Genomic DNA, 19,950 nt, shown 5'->3' on the forward strand with positions numbered 1-19,950 from the left:
GATCCGCAGTGCGTCAGATCCCCGTCGACACCTCCGCCGCGACCGTGATGGTCGCCAAGCAGCCGCAGATCAAGCTCAAGGACCGACGTACCGGTGAGGTCGCCGTCGACATCGAGTCCGGTGTGAAGCTGATGACCGTGGACGTGATGTTCGCGGCGAACGACCAGGTGGAGATCCTTTCCGTCGCCGTCCCCGAGACCGGGATCTCCGGTGACCTGAACATGGGCGTTCCGGTAGCGCTGACCGGCCTGGTTGCCCGGCCCTGGGAGAACGAGTTCAACGGGCAGAAGCGGCACGGCATCTCCTTCCGTGCCGTGGCGGTCACCTCGCTCGCGGCCGGTGGGATGCAGGCAGAGGCGGCCTGATCATGGCCCGCCTCTCCGTCTTACTGCTGCTGGTCGTCACCACCGCTCTTGTACTGCGGTGGCGGCGTCCCGCCTGGTACTGGATGACCTTCGGTGTCGTCCTCGCTGTGCTGAGGGTCTCCGTCCGATACGCCTCGGTCATGGACGCGTGTGGACTGACGGTCCCTCCCACTCGCTGGCGACTCGCGTTGTCCCGCATGACGGGGAGCCCGGCACCGGAAGCGCGAGCGCCTGGCATCCGTCGGATGCGGCCGACCCGCACGGGGTTGGTGCTCCGGCTCAAGGTCCGGCCGGGACAGGACGTCTTCGACTTCAGCGCTGCCACCGACCGGTTGAGGCACTCGTTCGGGATGTACGGCGTCACCGCCCGGGAGATCCGCTCCGGCGTCGTCGAGCTGCGGATGACCGGCTACGACGTACTCAAGCGGGTGCAGATGCCGGTCAAGATCGACCACACCCCGATGCGTGTGCCGGTTGCCCTGCGCGAGGACGGGTCGGTGCATTACCGCGACTACCGCCGTGTCCCGCACGGCCTCACGCTCGGCGCCACGGAGTCGGGTAAGTCGGTGTATCAGCGCAACCTCGTGTCCGGCCTGGCCGCCCAACACGTCGCCCTCGTCGGTATCGACTGCAAGCAAGGAGTGGAGCTGTTCCCGCTCGCTCGTCGGTTCTCCGCCCTCGCCGACAACCAGGACACCGCGCTCGAACTGCTCGAAGCTCTGGTCTCGCACATGGAGGCCGTCTACCAGCTCATCCGGGAGCAACAGCGAATCAGCGTGAGCGTGCCGGATGCGGACATCGCTGCTGACATCTGGGACCTGCCCGAGGACCTGCGTCCGCCGCCCGTCGTAGTCCTGGTCGACGAGGTCGCGGAGCTTGCGCTCTTCGCGTCCAAGGAAGAGGAGAAGCGCAGGGACCAGATCATCACTTCGCTCGTGCGGCTTGCTCAGCTCGGCCGTGCTGCCGGGATCTACCTGGAGATCTGCGGGCAGCGCTTCGGGTCCGAGCTCGGCAAGGGGATCACCATGCTCCGGGCCCAGCTAAGTGGCCGTACCGCGCACCGCGTCAACGACGAGACAAGCGCCAACATGGCCTTCGGTGACATCTCTCCGGATGCTGTTCTGGCCGCGATTCAGATTCCCGCGGACTCACCCGGTATCGCTGTCGCCGGTGATTCGACCGGCGGTTGGTCCCGTATACGGGCCCCGCATACCTCGCTTCGCGCAGCGGTCAACATCTGCGCCAAGTACGCGGACCGCACGCCTGATGTTCCTGTACTCGCGCCCTTCCGGCCCGTCGTGGACTCGGTGGCCTCCGGCTCGATGTCGCTGAACAAGGCGTCGACCGCGGCTGCTTGACCCAGTTCCTCAAGTCCGGCGCACCTCAACGTGCCAGTTCCCTACGCCCTCCATGCCTGATTACGGAAGGAGCTTCGACATGGGCCGTATCCGTCTCGACGCCGTCCTCGTCCAGGCCGTCATCGCGGGAGCGCTCTCCTTCGCGCACCTCCACGATTTGGCCGCCGCTGCGGGGCAGGACGGCTGGAAGGCGTGGGCCTATCCGATCAGCGTCGACCTGTTGCTCGTCGCGGCCTGGCGTCGGCTCCGGGAGGACGGGCAGTCCCGGCTCGCCTGGTGCTGGTTCCTCGTCGCCCTGGCTGCCTCGCTCGGCGCGAACGTCGCGACCGCTGGGTTCCTCGACCTCCAACACCCGCCTGGTTGGCTTCGGTTCGGCATCGCGGGTTGGCCCGCACTCGCCTTCCTCGGCGGAACCCTGCTGGCTCACACCCGGGCACCCAGCGAGACGGACGAGATGAGCGTCGCGGCCTCTTTCCCGCCGGACCAGGTACCAGTCACTGAGCCGCAGATACCTGCGGTTGACGTCGCCGATCTGCTCAGCGACGAGTCACCGCGGGCCTTGATCGAGACGGACCCTGCCACCGATGCAGTCCCCACCGTCCCGGCCGCCCTCGTCGTCCACGCCCGCAAAGTCGCCGACGAGCACCACGCCCGTACTGGCACCCGGATCGACACCGACACCTTGCGGTCCCGTCTCGGCGTTCCGGGCCCGCTCGCCGAATCCATCGCCGCCCAACTGACCTGACTCGGAAGGAGAACCACCATGCCCGCTCGCGATCACTTCCACTCCGTCATGCGCATCGGCCCCATACAGATCGGCACCTACCGAGACCGGCACGGCCGAACCAAGCACGCCGCCGTGTGCACCGCCGACCGGTGCGGCTGGTCCGCCGACTTCTCCAGCCGCTCGGCCGCCCAGCTCGCCGCCCGCACCCACCGTTGCACCGTCCGCTGAACGGCAGGAGGCACCCGTGAACGTTCCGCTCTGGCTCGCCCTGATCGTCGTCGGCTACCTCGGCATCAAGCTCATCCGCCCGCCCTGGTGGCTCGTGGCCGTGCTCCTCCTCGGCGGCTACCTCCTCGCCGACAGCCTCTTCGCGACTGCCATCGACTCCGCCGTCAAGTAGCTGCCCCAGCTGAAGGGAGATCCACCATGCTCCGCCCCAAGGTTCCGACCAACCCGACGCCGACGGGATCCATCACTCCGCTGGCCGTGCCTCCGACAGCGCAGCTCTCGCGCACCCAGCCCCCGCCCGCTCCGATGCTCCAGCCCTCGACGCGACCCACGATTCAGCTCACGTCCGGCACGACACTCGCCCTCGTCGGCGGAGGAACGGCCGTCGTCCTTGTCGTCGGCGCCGTGCTGGTCTCGATGCTCCTGGCCGTCGCCCTGACCGGTGTCTCGCTCGCCGTCTGCGCGGTCGTCCTTCGGTCCCTGCTCGCGTCTGAGCGCACCCACCGTTGACCGGCCTCCCGGGCGGCCTCAACCGCCAAGTCTCCGCCGCCCGGGAGCCGTCCTCCTGCCCGAACCACAGATCCGGAAGGAAGCTCCATCATGAACGACCGTCCCGCACACGGGAGGGGGCCCGTGTCCGACCTGCTCCGTGACCCGGTCATCCTCGGCGATCTTCTGAGAGTCGCCGCGGCTCCCGACTTCGACCGCTGGGAGGACCAGGTACGTCGTACCGGCGGTTGCTCCGAGCCGATCCACCTCACGGGCTGGACGCTCGCCAAGGACCGTACGTCGGGGGAGACGCTGCACCACTACTCCACCGAGACCGAGCCGGGAGGACGGCTCCGGCTCGCCTGCGGCAACCGGCGTGCTTCGCGGTGCCCCTCCTGCGCCCGTACCTACAGCGCCGACACGTACCACCTGATCCGCGCGGGGCTGGCCGGAGACGACCGACGCGACATCCCGGCCGCCGTCCGCGACCACCCCCGGGTCTTCGTCACCCTCACCGCTCCCTCCTTCGGTCCCGTGCACAACCGCCCGGACCGTGGTGCCTGCCGCTGTGGGACACAGCACCCGGTTGATGCCCCAGTCCTCGGCACCGCCTTGGACCCGGAGACGTACGACTACGCCGCCGCCGTGCTGTTCAACAACTACGCCGGCGACCTCTAGCAGCGCTTCACCGTCCGGTTGCGTCGGGAACTGGCCTCCCGCGCCGGTCTCCTCCAGAGGGAGTTCAAGGGGTCGGCGCGCCTGTCCTTCGGGAAGGTCGCTGAGTTCCAGAAGAGGGGAGCTCTGCACTTCCACGCGGTGGTGCGCATCGACGGGCCCAAGGGTCCCACCTCAGCCGCTCCGGACTGGGCGAGCGTCGACCTGCTGACCGACTCCGTCCGTGCGGCGGCCTCGCACTCCTACACCTCAGTCACGGCGCCGGCCGCTGACGATCAGCCCGCCCGTACCTTTCGGTGGGGCAAGCAGTTGGACGTGCGACCGATCAATGCCTTCGGCGACGGCTCAGACCTCACCGAGCAAGCGGTAGCGTCGTACGTCGCGAAGTACGCGACCAAAGCTGCGGAGAACACCGGAACCCTTGATCGGCGTATCGGCGAACTCGCGGAGCTGGACCGCCACCAGGTCCCGGATCACACCCGCCGCCTGATCACCGCCTGCAAGGAACTGGACCCGCTCTATCCCGACCGACGCCTGTGGGCCTGGGCGCACATGCTCGGCTTTCGCGGCCACTTCTCCACCAAGTCCCGGTGCTACTCAGTCACCCTCGGCGAACTGCGCGCGGCACGCGCCGACTTCCGCGCCGCCCAGGAGCGTCAGGCCCACGATCTTCCGGAAGCGGACACCGTGCTCGTCCTCGCCGACTGGCAGTACGCGGGCCACGGCCACAGCCCCGGGGAATTCGCACTTGCTGCCAGCATCGCCCGCGGCCTCCAGCTCAACCGGGACACCGCCCGCGAGGCGCTCGCCGAGGAAGGGGGTTGGTCATGACCGATCGACTTCTCACCGTGGTACAGGCCGCCGAACGACTCGGGACCACCACCCGCTTCCCCCGTCGCCTCATCGCTGAACGCCGGATCGCCTTCGTGAAGGTCGGAAGCCACGTGCGGATCAAGGAGAGCGTCCTGACCACGTACATCGACGGGAACACGGTCCAGCCGCTCCGCCGCCGTTCACGGCTCGGGAGGGCCGCCTGATGGGGAACGCGAAGGGCACCCGTCGGCGCTTCGGCGCGGTGCGGCAGTACCGTTCCGGCCGCTGGACTGCGAGCTACTCGGGGCCCGACGGTCAGGAACAACGAGCACCCGAAACCTTCGAGAGCAAGAAGGACGCCGAAGTCTGGCTCTCCCAGATCGAAGCGGACCTCACGCGAGGGAGCTGGCAGGACCCGAACGCCGGATCGGTGAACTTCAAGGTCTACGCACTCCAGTGGGTGGCCGAACGTGGGATCTCCGCCACTACTGACGAGCTGTACCGGCGCCTCCTGCGGCTGCACATCCTGCCTACGTTCGGGGGCCTGGACCTGGTCGAGATCACCGCGCCCCGCGTGCGGACCTGGCGGACGGAACGGCTGGCCTCCACGGGAGCGGCGACGACCGTCGCCAAGTCCTACCGGCTCCTCAAAGCAGTCATGGAGACCGCGGTCGACGACGAACTCATCCGTCGCAACCCCTGCCGCATCCGGGGCGCCGGAAAGGAGGCCGCGGCGGAGCGACAGATCGCCTCCGTCGGCCAGGTCGACGCCCTTGCTGATGCACTGGGCCCGCGCTGGCGGCTGATGGTCTTCCTCGGGGCGTACGGTCCCCTCCGGCCGGAGGAGCAAGCAGAGCTGCGCCGCAAGGACGTAGACCTCGACGAGCTGACCATCCGCGTCCGCATGGCTGCTCCGGAGCTCACGACAGGTCGCCGCGCCCCTGGCGACACCAAGTCGGACGCCGGGAAGCGGCTCGTGGTCCTCCCCGGGTTCTTACGGAGGGACCTGGAGCGTCACCTCGGCTGGTACGCGGAGCAGGGTCCGGACGGGTTGTTGTTCGTGGGGGAGCGGGGCAAGCCGTTCCGGCGCTCCACCTTCGGGCGGAAGTGGCGCAAGGCCCGTGCGGTGGTGGGGCTGCCGGAAGGGTTCCGGTTCTACGATCTCCGGCACACCGGCCACACCCTGGCGACCCGCTCCGGGGCCACCCTCAAGGACACGATGGTGCGGGCCGGCCAGTCGTCCGAGAAGGCAGCGTTGATCTACCAGCACTCCGACCTTGAGCGTCAGCAGGAGGTAGCGAGCGGGCTCGACGATCTTGTGCGGGTCGCACGTGAGAAGTCGCACGGTCGGCGGACGGAGCCTTCTGGTGCGGATCTGGTGCAGGGCTTTTAGAAAGGTCTAGACAACAAAGAACCCCCGGGCCGCTGGCCTGGGGGTTTGCGTTGGAGCGGGTGACGAGAATCGAACTCGCGCTCTGAGCTTGGGAAGCTCATGTTCTACCATTAAACTACACCCGCTTGAGCGGCCGTTGAGCTTCTGCCGCATCGTCGGACACTGTACCCCATGTCGGGATCCAGGTGTCCAGCGGCGGGGAAGCGGAGTACGGAGTGCCGCTTGGAGTGGGGTCCTGTTTATCCCCTAATGTGGCAGCTTCGTCCACGCGTGGTTTGGGGAAGGGACTTGATGGATCGCACCGTCGTCCGCTGTGCCGAGGGGCATGTTTTCAGCACCTCTTCGTTCCCGTTGCAGCAGCTCGGAGCGGAGCGGATCGGGCCCGGACGGCTCATTCGCTGTCCGCGATGTGCTCGGCTGAGGCATGCCGTGCCTGTCGGGGCGCCCAAGCGGTAGCAGTCGTGCCGCGCAGTGAGCGGCAGTAGCAGGGAGTGGTTTCTGGCGCGCGGGTCGTCCGATTGGGGCGGGCCCGCGCGCTCTGCGTATCCTCGGTGGGTGCTTCTCTCAGACAAGGACATCCGGGCCGAGATCGACGCCGGACGCGTACGTATTGATCCGTTCGACGAATCCATGGTGCAGCCGTCGAGTGTCGATGTGCGGCTGGACCGCTACTTCCGGGTGTTCGAGAACCACCGGTATCCGCACATCGACCCCGCCGTGGAGCAGGCCGATCTGACGCGGCTGGTGGAGCCGGAGGGGGACGAGGCGTTCATTCTGCATCCCGGTGAGTTCGTGCTCGCCTCGACGTACGAGACGATCACGCTGCCCGACAATCTCGCCTCCCGGCTGGAGGGCAAGAGCTCGCTCGGGCGGCTCGGGCTGGTGACGCATTCCACCGCAGGGTTTATCGACCCTGGATTTTCCGGACACGTGACCTTGGAATTGTCCAATCTCGCCACGTTGCCCATCAAACTGTGGCCGGGGATGAAGATCGGTCAGCTGTGTCTCTTCCAGCTGAGTTCCTCGGCTGAATTTCCTTACGGGTCCGAGCGGTACGGGTCCCGCTACCAGGGGCAGCGCGGGCCCACGGCCTCGCGCTCCTACCTCAACTTCCATCGGACGCAGGTGTAAGAGCGGTATGAGTGACGTACGAGAGAACCTGACGTACGACGGTTTCGGGCATGCGGTGCGCGAGCTGGCGCAGACGATCGCGGATGACGGGTACGAGCCGGACATCGTGCTCAGCATCGCGCGCGGCGGTGTGTTCGTCGCCGGCGGTCTGGCCTACGCGCTGGACGTGAAGAACATCCACCTGGTGAACGTGGAGTTCTACACCGGGGTCGGTACGACCCTGGAAATGCCCGTCATGCTCGCACCCGTGCCCAATGTGATTGATTTCAGCAATAAGAAGGTTCTTATTGCCGATGACGTCGCCGACACCGGCAAGACGCTGAAGCTGGTGCACGACTTCTGCCTGGAGCACGTCGCCGAGGTGCGCAGCGCGGTGGTGTACGAGAAGTCACATTCGCTCGTGAAGTGCGAGTACGTGTGGAAGCGGACCGACGAGTGGATCAATTTCCCGTGGTCCGTGGAGAAGCCGGTCGTGCGGCGGGCGGGGCAGGTTCTCGACGCGTGAGTGTGTGAGTGCCCGCAGGTGCCAGGTGCCAGGTGCCAGGTGCCAGGTGCCAGGTGCCAGGTGCGAAGTGGCGGGTGTGGGCGCAGGTGCTCTGCGAGATGGCGGAAGGGCCCGGGGGATTCCCCGGGCCCTTCCGTGTGCGTGGTCAGCGGTCAGCGGTCAGTGACCTGCGCCGTGTGCCGTCAGATCGTGCCCAGCTTGATCAGTGACAGCAGGGCCACCAGCTGGATCGCCGAGGCGCCCAGGGCCTTCGGCCACGGCAGGTCGTGGGATTTGCTGACCATCGAGGTGAAGAGGGCGCCGGCGGCCAGCCAGGTCGCCCAGCCGATGATCTGCACCAGGTTGTTGTCGCCGCCCAGGAACAGCGCGAAGAGCAGGCGCGGTGCGTCCGTGAGGGACATGATCAGCATCGAGAGGCCGACCGTGGGCTGCCACGAGCCGTCGCCGCCGAGCTGGCGGGCGAGGGTGTGGGTGACCGCGCCGAGGACCAGGCCGCAGATGATCATCGCGACCGACGTCGTGAGGACGTACGGGATCGCGCTCGCGAAGGTCGAGTTGATCGTCTCCTCGCGGGCCTTGTCGAAGCCGAAGACCGCGAGCAGGCCGTAGAGGAACGTGACGATCAGCGCGGGCGCCCAGACCTGGTGGTCGCGCATCTGCCAGAACGTCGCGCCCGGACGCAGGACGATCCCCGGGATCAGCTGCTTCCAGTGCAGGCGCGGGCCCGCGGGCGGCGCGGGGGTGTTGCCCGCCTGGTAGGTGCTGCCGTCGCCGTACGGGTCCTCGTTGACGCTGAACGCCTGGGTGTGACCCGGGTTGTTGGCGTACGGGTCGTGCTGCGGGCTCTGGCCGTACGGGGGATGGCCGCCGCCCTGCGGGCCGTAGCCGCCCTGGGGGTGCGGGTCGCCGAAGTACTCCGGTTCGTCGGAACCTCTCCCTCCGTATCCGCCGTTGCCACCGTGGCCGCCACCTCCGTACTGGGGGGCCTGCGGCCATTGCTGCTGGCCGTACGGGGGTTGAGGCGATGCCTGCGGTCCTCCGTACGGCTGCTGCCGCTGCGGTTGCTGCTGCGTGCGGTTGTCCCGGCCGCGTCCGATCCTGAATCCAGCCACGCGAACGAACGTACCCGCTCCGGGTGGGCCCATGGTCGGGGGACGGCCGAGCGGGGGCCTTTGCGGCCGACCTGTGACATCCCCTAGGGGAACCCCGGGGGGCTTTCCGCAGGGCGGCCGGAGGGGCGGTGAGGAGGGGGGCCGGGTGGTTGTGAGGGGGGCGGTCGGGGCCCCGTACGCAAGGAGCGGCCGGGCCCGCCCCCGAGGCAGGTCCGGCCGCTCCTTCGCGTGCGTACGCGGTCAACGGCTCCGGTGACGCGCTACGTCACCGGCACCAGCTCCGGCTCCGGTGGCGCGCTACTTCACCGGCTCCGGCTCCGGCGCGTCCTCGGACTCCTCCTCGGAGGCCGGGTCGGCCGGGGTCTTGACCGACTCCAGCAGCAGCTGCGCCACGTCGACGACGGTCAGCGACTCCTTGGCCTTGCCGTCGTTCTTCTTGCCGTTGACCGAGTCGGTGAGCATGACGAGGCAGAACGGGCAGGCCGTGGAGACGATGTCCGGGTTGAGGGACAGGGCCTCGTCGACGCGCTCGGTGTTGATGCGCTTGCCGATCCGCTCCTCCATCCACATCCGCGCGCCGCCGGCGCCGCAGCAGAAGCCGCGCTCCTTGTGGCGGTGCATCTCCTGCTGGCGCAGGCCAGGGACGGCGGACATGATCTCGCGCGGGGGCGTGTAGACCTTGTTGTGGCGGCCCAGGTAGCAGGGGTCGTGGTAGGTGATGAGGCCCTCGACCGGGGTCACCGGGACCAGCTTGCCCTCGTCGATGAGGTGCTGGAGCAGCTGCGTGTGGTGGATGACCTCGAACTCGCCGCCCAGCTGCGGGTACTCGTTGGCGATCGTGTTGAAGCAGTGCGGGCAGGTCGCGACGATCTTCTTCGACGACTTCGGCTTCTTGGTCGACTCGTCCTCGTCGTCCTCGCCGTACGCCATGTTCAGCATCGCGACGTTCTCCGCGCCGAGCTGCTGGAAGAGGGGCTCGTTGCCGAGGCGGCGGGCGGAGTCGCCGGTGCACTTCTCGTCGCCGCCCATGATCGCGAACTTGACGCCCGCCATGTGCAGGAGTTCGGCGAAGGCCTTCGTGGTCTTCTTGGCGCGGTCCTCAAGGGCACCCGCGCAGCCGACCCAGTACAGGTACTCGACCTCGGTGAGGTCGTCGATCGTCTTGCCGACGATCGGGACCTCGAAGTCGACCTCCTTGGTCCACTCGACGCGCGCCTTCTTGGCGAGCCCCCAGGGGTTGCCCTTCTTCTCCAGGTTCTTGAGCATCGTGCCCGCCTCGGACGGGAACGCGGACTCGATCATCACCTGGTAGCGGCGCATGTCGACGATGTGGTCGATGTGCTCGATGTCCACCGGGCACTGCTCGACGCAGGCGCCGCAGGTGGTGCAGGACCACAGGACGTCCGGGTCGATGACGCCGTTCTCCTCGACGGTCCCGATCAGCGGGCGCTCGGCCTCCGCGAGGGCGGCGGCCGGGACGTCCTTCAGCTGCTCCTCGGTGGCCTTCTCCTCGCCCTCCATGTCCTTGCCGCCGCCGGCCAGCAGGTACGGGGCCTTGGCGTGCGCGTGGTCGCGCAGCGACATGATCAGGAGCTTGGGGGAGAGCGGCTTGCCGGTGTTCCAGGCGGGGCACTGCGACTGGCAGCGTCCGCACTCGGTGCAGGTGGAGAAGTCGAGGATGCCCTTCCAGGAGAACTGCTCGACCTGGCTGACGCCGAAGGTCGCGTCCTCGGCCGGGTCCTCCCAGTCGATCTCCTTGCCGCCGGTGGTCATCGGCAGCAGCGCGCCGAGCGCGACGTCGCCGTCCGCCCTGCGCTTGAAGAAGATGTTGGGGAAGGCCAGGAAGCGGTGCCAGGCCACACCCATGTCGGTCTTCAGCGCGACCGTGATCATCCAGATGAACGAGGTCGCGATCTTCAGCGCCGCGAAGAAGTACGTGAGGTTCTGCAGCGTGGAGAGGTCCATGCCGCGGAACCAGGCGACGAAGGGGTACGAGATGAAGAAGGACGCCTCGTAGGAGTTCACGTGGTGCTGGGCGCCCTCCAGGGCGTGCAGCGTGAAGATGCAGATGCCGACGATCAGGATGACGGTCTCGACGAAGTACGCCTGGCCCGCGTTGGAGCCCGCGAAGCGGGACTTGCGGCCCGGCTTGTTCGCCTTGCTCAGCTGGCGGACGACGATCAGCACCAGGATGCCGAGGATCGTCATGGTGCCGATGAACTCGACGAACATGTTGTACGGCGCCCACTCGCCGACGATCGGGAGCATCCAGTCGGCCTTGAAGAGCTGGCCGACGGCGTTCACGATCGTCAGCAGCAGCGAGAAGAAGCCCACCGCCACGAACCAGTGCGCGACGCCGACGACGCCCCACTTGTTCATCCGGGTGTGGCCGAGGAACTCCTTGGCCACGGTGACCGCGCGCTGCCAGGGGTAATCGGTGCGGGTACCGGCGGGCACCGGCTGACCGAGCGTGACGAACCGATAGATCTGGAAGATCGCACGGCCGAACAGCGCGACGCCGACTGCCATGAGGACCAGCGACACGATGATCGCGGCGAGTTGCATTTGGGGGCTCCTCGGGCCTGCGAGGGTGGGTGACGGAGAGCCTGGCGGTCGATCGGGGAGTGCCAGGCGCCATGTGTGATTACTAAGCGGTAACTTATCCAGTCGAGCTGAGATTACCCGCTTGTGTCGTCGCACAGTAGCTTCGCGCCCGGTGATCTGCGTCGCTGAGGCAACCCTCAGTGACGATCATTACGTCGAGGGTCGCGAGGGCCCCCGCGCTCGACGGCCGCCCGCTCGCGAGTGCCCCGTGTCCCTGCGCGAGGGGTGTGCCGGCGGGGCGGGGCGGGGCTCAGTGGGCGGTGCGGGCGTTCAGCACCACGGGGACCGTGCGGGCCAGGATGGCGAGGTCGACGGCCAGGCAGTGCGTGTCCACGTACTCCAGATCGAGCAACTCCCGCTCGTCCCAGGGGAGTTCGGAATCCCGGTGGATCTGCCACAGGCCCGTGATGCCGGGGCGCACCGCGAGGCGGCTGCGGGCGGGGCCCGTGCGGGCGAGGTCCGCCACCGGCTGCGGGCGCGGCCCGACCAGGGACATCTCCCCGCGTACGACATTGATCAGCTGGGGGAGTTCGTCGAGGGCGAAGCGGCGCAGCAGGCGGCCGGCCGCTCCTGCGTCCCTCGTGCGGAACTCCAGCATGGCGAAGGGTTTTCCGCCCAGCCCCGCCCGGGTCCGGCGCAGCAGCGCGTCCCCGGGGGAGGTGGCCGTGAGGACCGCGAAGGCGGCTGCCAGGACCGGGGAGAGGAGGACCAGCAGCAGCGTGCCGCCGGCCAGATCCAGGACTCGTTTCGCGGACGGGGGGCGGATCTCCCGCATGCTCCGCATCCTTTCGTGGGATCTTTGACCGACTTCATGCGAATAGTCGGATTTGTGGAAATGACTCTCGCACGAGGAACTACCGGCGGTGGGTGTGCCACGCATGCCGCTCAGCCGGACGGCAGAGGTCGGAGAGGTGGTTGTGGCATGCGTGCCGTGGTGACAGGAGGGGTCGGGGTCCCGGGCCCCGGTGCGTGCCCGGCGGCTGCCGGTGCGGCGGCTTCGTGTGCGGTGGCCGGAGTTCCGCTGCCGGTGCGGGGGGCCTGAGGGGGTGGTGAGGATGCCGAGACTGCCGAAGCCGTCCCTGCCGGCCCCGCTGGCCGCGCTCGCCTCCCGGGTACGGGCCCGGCGCACGCTCAGGCTGGTGTGCGGCGGGCTCGCCCTGCTGGTCGGGGTGACCGCCGTCGCGGGCTGGCTCGTGTACCGGAAGATCGACGGCAACATCCGTACCGACGAGGCGACCGCGGCGGCACTCGCCGAGCACGGCGCCGAGCGGCCCGAGCGTCATCCCGGCAGGGCGCAGAACATCCTGCTGCTCGGCTCCGACTACCGGAAGGAGGCGGGCAGCGAGCGCTCGGACACCGTGATGCTGCTGCACCTGGCCGCCGACCGGAAGCGGGCCGAGGTGCTGAGCGTGCCGCGCGACCTGCGGGTGGACATGCCGAGCTGTCTGCGGCCGGACGGCGAGTACAGCCTGGCGCAGAACGCCCAGTTCAACTGGGCCTTCCAGTTCGGCGGTGCAGCCTGCACGATCCGGACGCTGGAGCGGCTGACCGGGATCCGGATCGACCACCACCTGACCGTCGACTTCAAGGGCTTCACGAAGATCATCAACGCGGTGGGCGGGGTCGAGGTCGACCTCAAGAAGCCGGAGCACGACCCGAACGTCGGGCTCGACCTCTCCGCGGGCCGGCACGTGCTGCGGGGCGAGACCGCGCTGAGCTACGTACGGGCCCGGCAGTACGTCGGCGACGGCAGCGACCTCAACCGGATCAGCCGCCAGCAGGACTTCGTCAACCGGCTCGCGACCAAGATCCGCACCGACGGCACCCTCACCAACCCGGCCCGGCTCTACCCGGTGCTCGACGCCGCGACCTCCGCACTGACCGCCGACGCCGGGCTGGACTCGCTCGGCGAGCTGTACGAGGTGGTCAGCAGCCTGCGCGCGCTGCCGCCGGGGGCGCTGAGCTTCACCACGCTGCCGCACCACCAGGCGCCCGACCACTGGTACCGGCTCGACCTGGAGCAGCCCGAGGCGCGCCGGGTGTTCGACGCGGTGAAGCAGGACAGGCCGGTGCTCGCCGCGCTGAAGGCGGCCCGGAAGGAGCCGACGGAGGACCCTGCGGAGCCGGAGTTCGAGCCGGTGCACGACGAGTACGAGTAAGGGAGCCGGGAAGAAGCCCCAGGTCAGCGCCGTGCCGCGCGATGTATGAGTGAGATAAGAGCCGAAGAGTTGAGTCCCCTCCACTCAGCTCTGTTGACGCCGTGGGTCTGGTGATGCATCCTTGAGCCAGATCCACTCAAGTACGTAACTGGAGGAATCCGAAATGGCACGTGCGGTCGGCATCGACCTGGGCACGACTAACTCCGTCGTCAGCGTTCTCGAAGGCGGCGAGCCCACCGTCATCACCAACGCAGAGGGCGCCAGGACCACGCCGTCCGTCGTCGCCTTCGCGAAGAACGGCGAGGTCCTCGTAGGTGAGGTCGCCAAGCGTCAGGCGGTCACCAACGTCGACCGGACGATCCGCTCGGTCAAGCGCCACATGGGCACCGACTGGAGCATCGACCTCGACGGCAAGAGCTTCAACCCGCAGCAGATGAGCGCCTTCATCCTGCAGAAGCTCAAGCGCGACGCCGAGTCCTACCTGGGCGAGAAGGTGGCCGACGCGGTCATCACCGTCCCGGCGTACTTCAACGACTCCGAGCGTCAGGCGACGAAGGAGGCCGGTGAGATCGCGGGCCTCAACGTCCTTCGTATTGTCAACGAGCCGACGGCCGCCGCCCTGGCCTACGGTCTCGACAAGGACGACCAGACCATTCTCGTCTTCGACCTCGGTGGCGGCACCTTCGACGTGTCGCTCCTGGAGATCGGCGACGGCGTCGTCGAGGTGAAGGCCACCAACGGTGACAACCACCTCGGTGGTGACGACTGGGACCAGCGCGTCGTCGACTACCTGGTGAAGCAGTTCCAGGGCAACCACGGTGTGGACCTGGGCAAGGACAAGATGGCTCTCCAGCGTCTCCGTGAAGCCGCGGAGAAGGCGAAGATCGAGCTGTCGTCCTCCACCGAGACGTCGATCAACCTCCCGTACATCACGGCCTCCGCCGAGGGCCCGCTGCACCTGGACGAGAAGCTCACGCGCTCGCAGTTCCAGCAGCTGACCTCCGACCTGCTGGAGCGCTGCAAGACGCCGTTCCACAACGTCATCAAGGACGCGGGCATCCAGCTCTCCGAGATCGACCACGTCGTTCTCGTCGGTGGCTCGACCCGTATGCCGGCCGTGGCCGAGCTCGTCAAGGAGCTCACCGGTGGCCGCGAGGCCAACAAGGGTGTCAACCCGGACGAGGTCGTCGCCATCGGCGCCTCGCTCCAGGCCGGTGTCCTCAAGGGTGAGGTCAAGGACGTCCTGCTCCTCGACGTGACCCCGCTGTCCCTCGGCATCGAGACCAAGGGCGGCATCATGACCAAGCTCATCGAGCGGAACACCACGATTCCGACGAAGCGCTCCGAGATCTTCACGACGGCCGAGGACAACCAGCCGTCCGTGCAGATCCAGGTCTACCAGGGCGAGCGCGAGATCGCGGCGTACAACAAGAAGCTCGGGATGTTCGAGCTGACCGGTCTGCCGCCGGCCCCGCGCGGCGTGCCGCAGATCGAGGTCGCCTTCGACATCGACGCCAACGGCATCATGCACGTGGCCGCGAAGGACCTCGGCACCGGCAAGGAGCAGAAGATGACCGTCACCGGCGGCTCCTCGCTGCCGAAGGACGAGGTCAACCGGATGCGTGAGGAGGCCGAGCAGTACGCGGAGGAGGACCACAAGCGCCGCGAGGCCGCCGAGACCCGCAACCAGGCCGAGCAGCTCGTGTACCAGACGGAGAAGTTCCTGAAGGACAACGAGGAGAAGGTCCCGGGCGAGGTCAAGACCGAGGTCGAGACCGCCGTCACCGAGCTGAAGGAAAAGCTCAAGGGCGAGGACACCGCCGAGATCCGCACGGCCACCGAGAAGGTCGCCGCCGTCTCGCAGAAGCTGGGCCAGGCCATGTACGCCGACGCCCAGGGCGCGCAGGCCGCGGGCGCCGAGGGCGCCGCTCCGGGTGCCGGTCAGGCGCAGGCCGAGGACGACGTGGTCGACGCCGAGATCGTCGACGACGAGAAGGACAAGAAGGGCGGCGCTGCCTGATGACGGAGGAGACTCCGGGCTTCGACGAGAAGCCCGACGTCTCTCCCGGCACGGACGACGCCGAGCCGAAGGCCGCCGAGACTTCCTCCAAGGAGGAGGGCTCGGCGGCCCCGGCCCAGGACGCCGGTGCCGCGAAGGACGTCGCACTGACGGCCCAGCTGGACCAGGCCAAGATGGCGCTCAACGAGCGCACGGCCGACCTCCAGCGACTTCAGGCCGAGTACCAGAACTACCGTCGCCGCGTGGAGCGGGACCGGGTCACGGTCAAGGAGATCGCCGCGGCGAACCTCGTGTCCGAACTCCTCCCGACGCTCGACGACATCGGCCGGGCACGGGAGCACGGCGAGCTGGTCGGCGGCTTCAAGTCGGTGGCCGAGTCGCTGGAGACGGTGGCCGCGAAGATGGGCCTCCAGCAGTTCGGCAAGGAGGGCGAGCCCTTCGACCCGACGATCCACGAAGCCCTGATGCACAGCTACGCGCCGGACGTCACCGAGACGACCTGCGTGGCGATCCTGCAGCCCGGTTACCGGATCGGCGAGCGTACGATCCGTCCCGCACGGGTCGCGGTCGCCGAGCCGCAGCCGGGTGTCACGGATCAGAAGTCGGAAGACTCCGATGACAAGGAGAGCGGTGACCCCGAGAAGGGGTAGTACCGCACCTGGGAGTCCGAGAGGAGGGACGTCGAGGAAATGAGCACGAAGGACTTCGTCGAGAAGGACTACTACAAGGTTCTCGGCGTCCCCAAGGACGCCACCGAGGCCGAGATCAAGAAGGCGTACCGGAAGCTCGCCCGCGAGTTCCACCCGGACGCCAACAAGGGCAACACCGAGGCCGAGGAGCGCTTCAAGGAGATCTCCGAGGCGAACGACGTCCTCGGCGACACCAAGAAGCGCAAGGAGTACGACGAGGCCCGCGCGCTCTTCGGGAACGGCGGCTTCCGCCCCGGTCCCGGAGCGGCGGGCGGCGGCTCGTTCAACTTCGACCTCGGCGACCTCTTCGGCGGCGCGGCTGGCGGCAGCGCCCAGACCGGCGGCTTCGGCGGCGGCATAGGGGACGTCTTCGGCGGCCTCTTCAACCGCGGCGGTACGGGCACCCGTACGCAGCCGCGCCGCGGCCAGGACATCGAGTCCGAGGTCACCCTCAGCTTCACCGAGGCCGTCGACGGCGCCACCGTGCCGTTGCGGATGTCCTCCCAGGCCCCCTGCAAGGCCTGTTCCGGCACCGGCGACAAGAACGGCACCCCCAGGGTGTGCCCGACCTGCGTCGGCACCGGCCAGGTCTCGCGGGGCGGCGGCGGAGGCTTCTCCCTCACCGACCCCTGCGTCGACTGCAAGGGCCGCGGCCTGATCGCCGAGACCCCCTGCGACGTCTGCAAGGGCTCGGGCCGGGCCAAGTCCTCCCGCACGATGCAGGTGCGCATCCCCGCCGGTGTCACCGACGGGCAGCGCATCCGGCTGCGCGGCAAGGGCACCCCGGGCGAGCGCGGCGGTCCGGCCGGCGACCTCTACGTCGTCGTCCACGTCGACGCCCACCCGGTGTTCGGCCGCAAGGGCGACAACCTCACCGTCACCGTGCCCGTCACCTTCGCGGAGGCGACGCTCGGCGGCGAGGTGAAGGTGCCCACCCTGGGCGGCCCGCCGGTCACCCTCAAGCTGCCCGCCGGGACGCCCAACGGGCGCACCATGCGGGCCCGCGGCAAGGGCGCGGTCCGCAAGGACGGCACCCGCGGCGACCTGCTGGTCACCGTGGAGGTCGACGTGCCGACCAGGCTCAACGACAAGGCCAGGGAAGCCCTGGAGACATACCGTGAGGCCACCGGGGACGAGGATCCCAGGGCCGCACTCTTCCAGGACGCGAAGGGAGCATAGGAGAGCATGGACGGCCGACGACGGAACCCTTATGAGCTGACCGACGAGTCACCGGTGTACGTCATCTCGGTCGCCGCTCAGCTCTCCGGTCTGCACCCGCAGACCCTGCGCCAGTACGACCGCCTCGGCCTGGTCTCCCCGGACCGCACGGCCGGGCGCGGCCGGCGCTACTCGGCCCGCGACATCGAACTGCTGCGCACCGTCCAGCAGTTGTCGCAGGACGAGGGCATCAACCTGGCCGGCATCAAGCGCATCATCGAGCTGGAGAACCAGGTCGCGGCGCTCCAGTCCCGGGTCGCCGAACTCTCGGCGGCCGTGGACGGGGCCGCCGCCGCCCTCCAGCAGCGCGAGGCCCAGGTGCACGCCTCGTACCGCCGCGACCTGGTCCCGTACCAGGACGTGCAGCAGGCGAGCGCGCTGGTGGTGTGGCGGCCCCGGCGGCCGGGCGAGCCGCAGGGGCAGTAGGCCCCGGAAGAAGCAGGACGGCGAAAGGGCCGGACGGACCTCGGGTCCGTCCGGCCCTTTCGTGTGCCCGCCGCTTGGCACCAAGCGTGTGCCCGCCGCTTGGCACCAAGTTCGCGGCCGGGTGCAACAAGCTGACACCGCAGGCCCTGGAGTGCGTTCCGTGCCGCTGGCAATCTTTGTCCCAGAGCCAAGGACGCGCGAAAGACGCAGGTCGGACGCGTCAGGCACAAGCACTTCGGAGGCAGCGATGAAGATCAACAAGTGTGTCACCAAGGTCACCACGGCCCTGCTCCCCGCGCTGGCCCTCGTCGCCCTCGCGGCGCCCGCGGAGGCGGCGGCGCCCGCCCCGCGGTCCGCCCCGGCGGCCACCGCCCCGGCCGCGGACCCGCAGGCCGCCGCGGCGCCGGCCACGGCCGCGCAGAGCGACACCCCGCCGGTGGTGGGCTGCGTGAAGCCGCTGCCGAAGCCGGTGCGCGAGGCCGTCGGCCATCTCGTGCAGAAGCTGCCGCCGGCCCTGAAGGACGCCATCGCGGGCCCGAAGTGCGGCGTCAACGGCTGGCAGTGACGGGCCGGTGAGCGAGGAGACGTCGTACGAAGCGCTGGTGGTGCGAACCGGCGGCGCGGCGGGGGCCGCCGAGACGGCGGTCATCCGGCTGGTGGCGGGACTTCCGCCCGGCTGGACCTGCACCGAGCAGGTCGGGGAGGGCTGGATCCGGATGTGGATCCGGACCGCGGACGGCGTGCCGGAGGGTGCGGCCCGCGGCTGGCTGGTGCGGGCCCTGGGCGACAGCGCCCTGGCGGGGTGGGGCGAGGGTGCCCCGGCGGGGCGGGGCGAGGATGCCCCGAAGGACTCCCGCCCCGGGAACCGGCGCTAGCGCCAAGCGCCCCGGGAACCGGCGCCGGACCGGGAGGACCGGTCTGGTCCCCGGACCTCGGGCGCTGGTGCCGATGCCGGTGCTAGATCCAGCCCCGTTCGCGGGCGAGCAGGGCGGCGTGGGCGCGGCAGGTGGCGTTCAGGACGCGCAGCAGCTCGGCGATGTGCCGGCGGTAGGTGCGTACGGAGATGTCGAGGTTCCTGGCGCCCGTCTCGTCCTTGCCGACGCGGCACATCTGCTCCAGCACCCGCTGTTCCAGCTCGGAGAGCAGGTGCTGCGGGGCGGTGTCCGGTTCGCCGGACGGGGGCAGTTCGGTGGCGTCGGACCAGATCTTCTCGAAGAGGGCCAGCGCGTTGGAGACCAGACCGGCCTGCTGGGTGACCAGCGCGCCGCGCGAGGTGTCCGCCGGGTCCACCGGAACGAGCGCGGTCCTGCGGTCGTAGACCAGGATCCGCTCGGAGAGGCTGTCCGCGACCCTGATCTCGGCGCCCTGGTCGGCGAGTTCGCGCAGGTAGGCGGCGGTCGGCGGATGGGTCAGCGACTCCTTGAGGATGACGCTGCGGATCCGGACGCCGCGGACCAGGCAACGGGTGTCCAGGGGGCGGGAGTGTTCGATGTTCTCCGCGGTGAGTGCCGCGTAGGGCTCCACCGAGAGGATCTCCTCCCGGGCGAAGAAGGCCAGGTCGTCGATGCGGGTGCGGATCTGGGAGAGGACCTCCATCCGCTCCACGCTCTGCGGCGGGCGGGACCTGACGTCCTGCTCCGCGCGGAGCTCGGCGACCAGCGCCCGGGACCGGGTGACCAGCTGCAGCTGCTCGTGCAGGTCGTGCAGCCGCAGATGGGTGAGCCGCTCGACCGCCTCCTCGGGGTCGGCGGCGGACAGGGTGCCGGTGACCTCCGTACGGCGCAGCAGGCCGAGCTCGGCCAGCCGGCCGTGGGCCTCGCGCACCGTGTCCCGGGGAACGTGCAGCAGGAGATGGACGTCGTCGCACAGCGTGTGCGGATTGCGCAGGAAGTGGCGGTAGAGCTGCTCTTCCGTCGCGTCGAGTCCGAGTGTGAAAAGACTGGCTCCGTTCACGGCTTCCCCCCATGGAACGTTCGGTCGCACTGAAAGGAAACAGTAATGCACGTGTAAAGAGGGGTCGGCGAGGAGTGAACGCATC

General features: G+C 68.9%; 21 protein-coding genes, 1 tRNA gene and 1 pseudogene. 18 read left to right on the forward strand and 5 right to left on the reverse strand.

The window, feature by feature from the left end:
* Positions 1-8 precede the first annotated feature (8 nt).
* The 9 genes and pseudogenes from ACFYVL_RS32725 (at position 9) to ACFYVL_RS32765 (ending at position 6,048) form a co-directional block, all read left to right on the forward strand.
* On the forward strand, positions 9-365 hold the full coding sequence (locus ACFYVL_RS32725) for a hypothetical protein (RefSeq protein ID WP_389251341.1): 357 nt from the start codon (positions 9-11) through the stop codon (positions 363-365).
* Between the two features lie 2 nt (positions 366-367).
* Positions 368-1,723, forward strand: a complete 1,356-nt coding sequence (locus tag ACFYVL_RS32730) for an FtsK/SpoIIIE domain-containing protein (RefSeq protein WP_389251343.1) — start codon at positions 368-370, stop codon at positions 1,721-1,723.
* A 79-nt stretch (positions 1,724-1,802) separates the two neighbouring features.
* On the forward strand, positions 1,803-2,468 hold the full coding sequence (locus ACFYVL_RS32735; protein WP_389251345.1) for a DUF2637 domain-containing protein: 666 nt from the start codon (positions 1,803-1,805) through the stop codon (positions 2,466-2,468).
* Positions 2,469-2,486: 18 nt separating this feature from the next.
* The gene (locus ACFYVL_RS32740) at positions 2,487-2,678 is read left to right on the forward strand and encodes a mobile element transfer protein (protein ID WP_389251347.1); all 192 of its coding nucleotides are present in this window, start codon (positions 2,487-2,489) and stop codon (positions 2,676-2,678) included.
* A 16-nt stretch (positions 2,679-2,694) separates the two neighbouring features.
* Positions 2,695-2,850 (forward strand): hypothetical protein, encoded by a 156-nt coding sequence (locus ACFYVL_RS32745; RefSeq protein ID WP_389251349.1) that lies wholly within the window; start codon positions 2,695-2,697, stop codon positions 2,848-2,850.
* A gap of 26 nt (positions 2,851-2,876) precedes the next feature.
* Positions 2,877-3,188 (forward strand): SpdD-like protein, encoded by a 312-nt coding sequence (locus tag ACFYVL_RS32750; RefSeq protein WP_389251351.1) that lies wholly within the window; start codon positions 2,877-2,879, stop codon positions 3,186-3,188.
* 90 nt (positions 3,189-3,278) lie between these two features.
* Positions 3,279-4,673: pseudogene (repSA, locus tag ACFYVL_RS32755) on the forward strand (replication initiator protein RepSA).
* Entirely contained in the window at positions 4,670-4,879 is a 210-nt protein-coding gene (locus ACFYVL_RS32760; protein WP_389251353.1) for an excisionase family DNA-binding protein, read from the forward strand. The pseudogene repSA and the gene ACFYVL_RS32760 overlap by 4 nt, the downstream one beginning before the upstream one ends.
* Positions 4,879-6,048, forward strand: a complete 1,170-nt coding sequence (locus ACFYVL_RS32765; RefSeq protein ID WP_389251355.1) for a tyrosine-type recombinase/integrase — start codon at positions 4,879-4,881, stop codon at positions 6,046-6,048. Before ACFYVL_RS32760 ends, ACFYVL_RS32765 begins: the two co-directional genes overlap by 1 nt.
* Positions 6,049-6,099: 51 nt before the next feature.
* Here ACFYVL_RS32765 and ACFYVL_RS32770 read toward each other — a convergent pair.
* A tRNA-Gly gene (locus ACFYVL_RS32770) sits at positions 6,100-6,173 on the reverse strand.
* A 430-nt stretch (positions 6,174-6,603) separates the two neighbouring features.
* On the opposite strand from ACFYVL_RS32770, the gene dcd reads away from it, so the two are divergent.
* Both dcd and ACFYVL_RS32780 read left to right on the forward strand, forming a co-directional pair.
* Positions 6,604-7,179, forward strand: coding sequence for a dCTP deaminase (gene dcd, locus ACFYVL_RS32775; protein WP_389251357.1), 576 nt, complete (start codon positions 6,604-6,606; stop codon positions 7,177-7,179).
* Between the two features lie 7 nt (positions 7,180-7,186).
* The gene (locus ACFYVL_RS32780; protein WP_389251359.1) at positions 7,187-7,684 is read left to right on the forward strand and encodes a phosphoribosyltransferase; all 498 of its coding nucleotides are present in this window, start codon (positions 7,187-7,189) and stop codon (positions 7,682-7,684) included.
* A 182-nt stretch (positions 7,685-7,866) separates the two neighbouring features.
* Here the strand turns inward: ACFYVL_RS32780 and ACFYVL_RS32785 are convergent, their stop codons facing one another.
* The 3 genes from ACFYVL_RS32785 to ACFYVL_RS32795 form a co-directional block, all read right to left on the reverse strand.
* Positions 7,867-8,796 carry a Yip1 family protein gene (locus ACFYVL_RS32785; protein WP_389251361.1) on the reverse strand — a complete coding sequence of 310 codons (930 nt, stop codon included), beginning with the start codon at positions 8,794-8,796 and terminating at the stop codon, positions 7,867-7,869.
* Positions 8,797-9,093: 297 nt separating this feature from the next.
* Positions 9,094-11,361, reverse strand: coding sequence for a (Fe-S)-binding protein (locus ACFYVL_RS32790; protein ID WP_389251363.1), 2,268 nt, complete (start codon positions 11,359-11,361; stop codon positions 9,094-9,096).
* 289 nt (positions 11,362-11,650) lie between these two features.
* On the reverse strand, positions 11,651-12,175 hold the full coding sequence (locus ACFYVL_RS32795; protein ID WP_389251365.1) for a sugar transferase: 525 nt from the start codon (positions 12,173-12,175) through the stop codon (positions 11,651-11,653).
* Positions 12,176-12,455: 280 nt separating this feature from the next.
* Here ACFYVL_RS32795 and ACFYVL_RS32800 point away from each other — a divergent pair, with 280 nt between their 5' ends.
* From ACFYVL_RS32800 to ACFYVL_RS32830, 7 genes are all read left to right on the forward strand, one after another.
* A complete protein-coding gene (locus ACFYVL_RS32800; RefSeq protein ID WP_389251367.1) occupies positions 12,456-13,559 on the forward strand; it encodes an LCP family protein in 1,104 nt (367 codons plus the stop codon).
* A 163-nt stretch (positions 13,560-13,722) separates the two neighbouring features.
* Positions 13,723-15,579, forward strand: a complete 1,857-nt coding sequence (dnaK, locus tag ACFYVL_RS32805; protein WP_389251369.1) for a molecular chaperone DnaK — start codon at positions 13,723-13,725, stop codon at positions 15,577-15,579.
* Complete coding sequence (gene grpE, locus ACFYVL_RS32810; RefSeq protein WP_389251371.1) at positions 15,579-16,229, forward strand: nucleotide exchange factor GrpE; 651 nt, start codon at positions 15,579-15,581, stop codon at positions 16,227-16,229. Before dnaK ends, grpE begins: the two co-directional genes overlap by 1 nt.
* Positions 16,230-16,268: 39 nt before the next feature.
* Positions 16,269-17,447: a molecular chaperone DnaJ gene (gene dnaJ / locus ACFYVL_RS32815; protein WP_389251373.1), complete on the forward strand. Its 1,179-nt coding sequence runs from the start codon at positions 16,269-16,271 to the stop codon at positions 17,445-17,447.
* 6 nt (positions 17,448-17,453) lie between these two features.
* Positions 17,454-17,912 (forward strand): heat shock protein transcriptional repressor HspR, encoded by a 459-nt coding sequence (locus tag ACFYVL_RS32820; protein ID WP_389251375.1) that lies wholly within the window; start codon positions 17,454-17,456, stop codon positions 17,910-17,912.
* Positions 17,913-18,159: 247 nt separating this feature from the next.
* Positions 18,160-18,477: a hypothetical protein gene (locus tag ACFYVL_RS32825; protein WP_389251377.1), complete on the forward strand. Its 318-nt coding sequence runs from the start codon at positions 18,160-18,162 to the stop codon at positions 18,475-18,477.
* 7 nt (positions 18,478-18,484) lie between these two features.
* Positions 18,485-18,787 carry a hypothetical protein gene (locus ACFYVL_RS32830; RefSeq protein WP_389251379.1) on the forward strand — a complete coding sequence of 101 codons (303 nt, stop codon included), beginning with the start codon at positions 18,485-18,487 and terminating at the stop codon, positions 18,785-18,787.
* Positions 18,788-18,869: 82 nt separating this feature from the next.
* Here ACFYVL_RS32830 and ACFYVL_RS32835 read toward each other — a convergent pair whose 3' ends face one another.
* On the reverse strand, positions 18,870-19,865 hold the full coding sequence (locus ACFYVL_RS32835) for a helix-turn-helix transcriptional regulator (RefSeq protein ID WP_389251381.1): 996 nt from the start codon (positions 19,863-19,865) through the stop codon (positions 18,870-18,872).
* Positions 19,866-19,950 lie beyond the last annotated feature (85 nt).

This window comes from Streptomyces sp. NPDC004111 (assembly GCF_042874215.1).
Classification (GTDB): domain Bacteria; phylum Actinomycetota; class Actinomycetes; order Streptomycetales; family Streptomycetaceae; genus Streptomyces.

Bases quoted from the DNA above. Each gene is read 5' to 3' on its own strand.
- ACFYVL_RS32765 (WP_389251355.1), top strand. From the start codon at position 4,879: ATGGGGAACGCGAAGGGCACCCGTCGGCGCTTCGGCGCGGTGCGGCAG.
- ACFYVL_RS32760 (WP_389251353.1), top strand. From the start codon at position 4,670: ATGACCGATCGACTTCTCACCGTGGTACAGGCCGCCGAACGACTCGGG.
- ACFYVL_RS32735 (WP_389251345.1), top strand. From the start codon at position 1,803: ATGGGCCGTATCCGTCTCGACGCCGTCCTCGTCCAGGCCGTCATCGCG.
- ACFYVL_RS32740 (WP_389251347.1), top strand. From the start codon at position 2,487: ATGCCCGCTCGCGATCACTTCCACTCCGTCATGCGCATCGGCCCCATA.
- ACFYVL_RS32795 (WP_389251365.1), bottom strand. From the start codon at position 12,175: ATGCGGGAGATCCGCCCCCCGTCCGCGAAACGAGTCCTGGATCTGGCC.
- ACFYVL_RS32820 (WP_389251375.1), top strand. From the start codon at position 17,454: ATGGACGGCCGACGACGGAACCCTTATGAGCTGACCGACGAGTCACCG.
- dnaJ (WP_389251373.1), top strand. From the start codon at position 16,269: ATGAGCACGAAGGACTTCGTCGAGAAGGACTACTACAAGGTTCTCGGC.
- ACFYVL_RS32825 (WP_389251377.1), top strand. From the start codon at position 18,160: ATGAAGATCAACAAGTGTGTCACCAAGGTCACCACGGCCCTGCTCCCC.
- ACFYVL_RS32790 (WP_389251363.1), bottom strand. From the start codon at position 11,361: ATGCAACTCGCCGCGATCATCGTGTCGCTGGTCCTCATGGCAGTCGGC.
- grpE (WP_389251371.1), top strand. From the start codon at position 15,579: ATGACGGAGGAGACTCCGGGCTTCGACGAGAAGCCCGACGTCTCTCCC.
- ACFYVL_RS32780 (WP_389251359.1), top strand. From the start codon at position 7,187: ATGAGTGACGTACGAGAGAACCTGACGTACGACGGTTTCGGGCATGCG.
- dnaK (WP_389251369.1), top strand. From the start codon at position 13,723: ATGGCACGTGCGGTCGGCATCGACCTGGGCACGACTAACTCCGTCGTC.
- ACFYVL_RS32800 (WP_389251367.1), top strand. From the start codon at position 12,456: ATGCCGAGACTGCCGAAGCCGTCCCTGCCGGCCCCGCTGGCCGCGCTC.
- ACFYVL_RS32750 (WP_389251351.1), top strand. From the start codon at position 2,877: ATGCTCCGCCCCAAGGTTCCGACCAACCCGACGCCGACGGGATCCATC.
- ACFYVL_RS32730 (WP_389251343.1), top strand. From the start codon at position 368: ATGGCCCGCCTCTCCGTCTTACTGCTGCTGGTCGTCACCACCGCTCTT.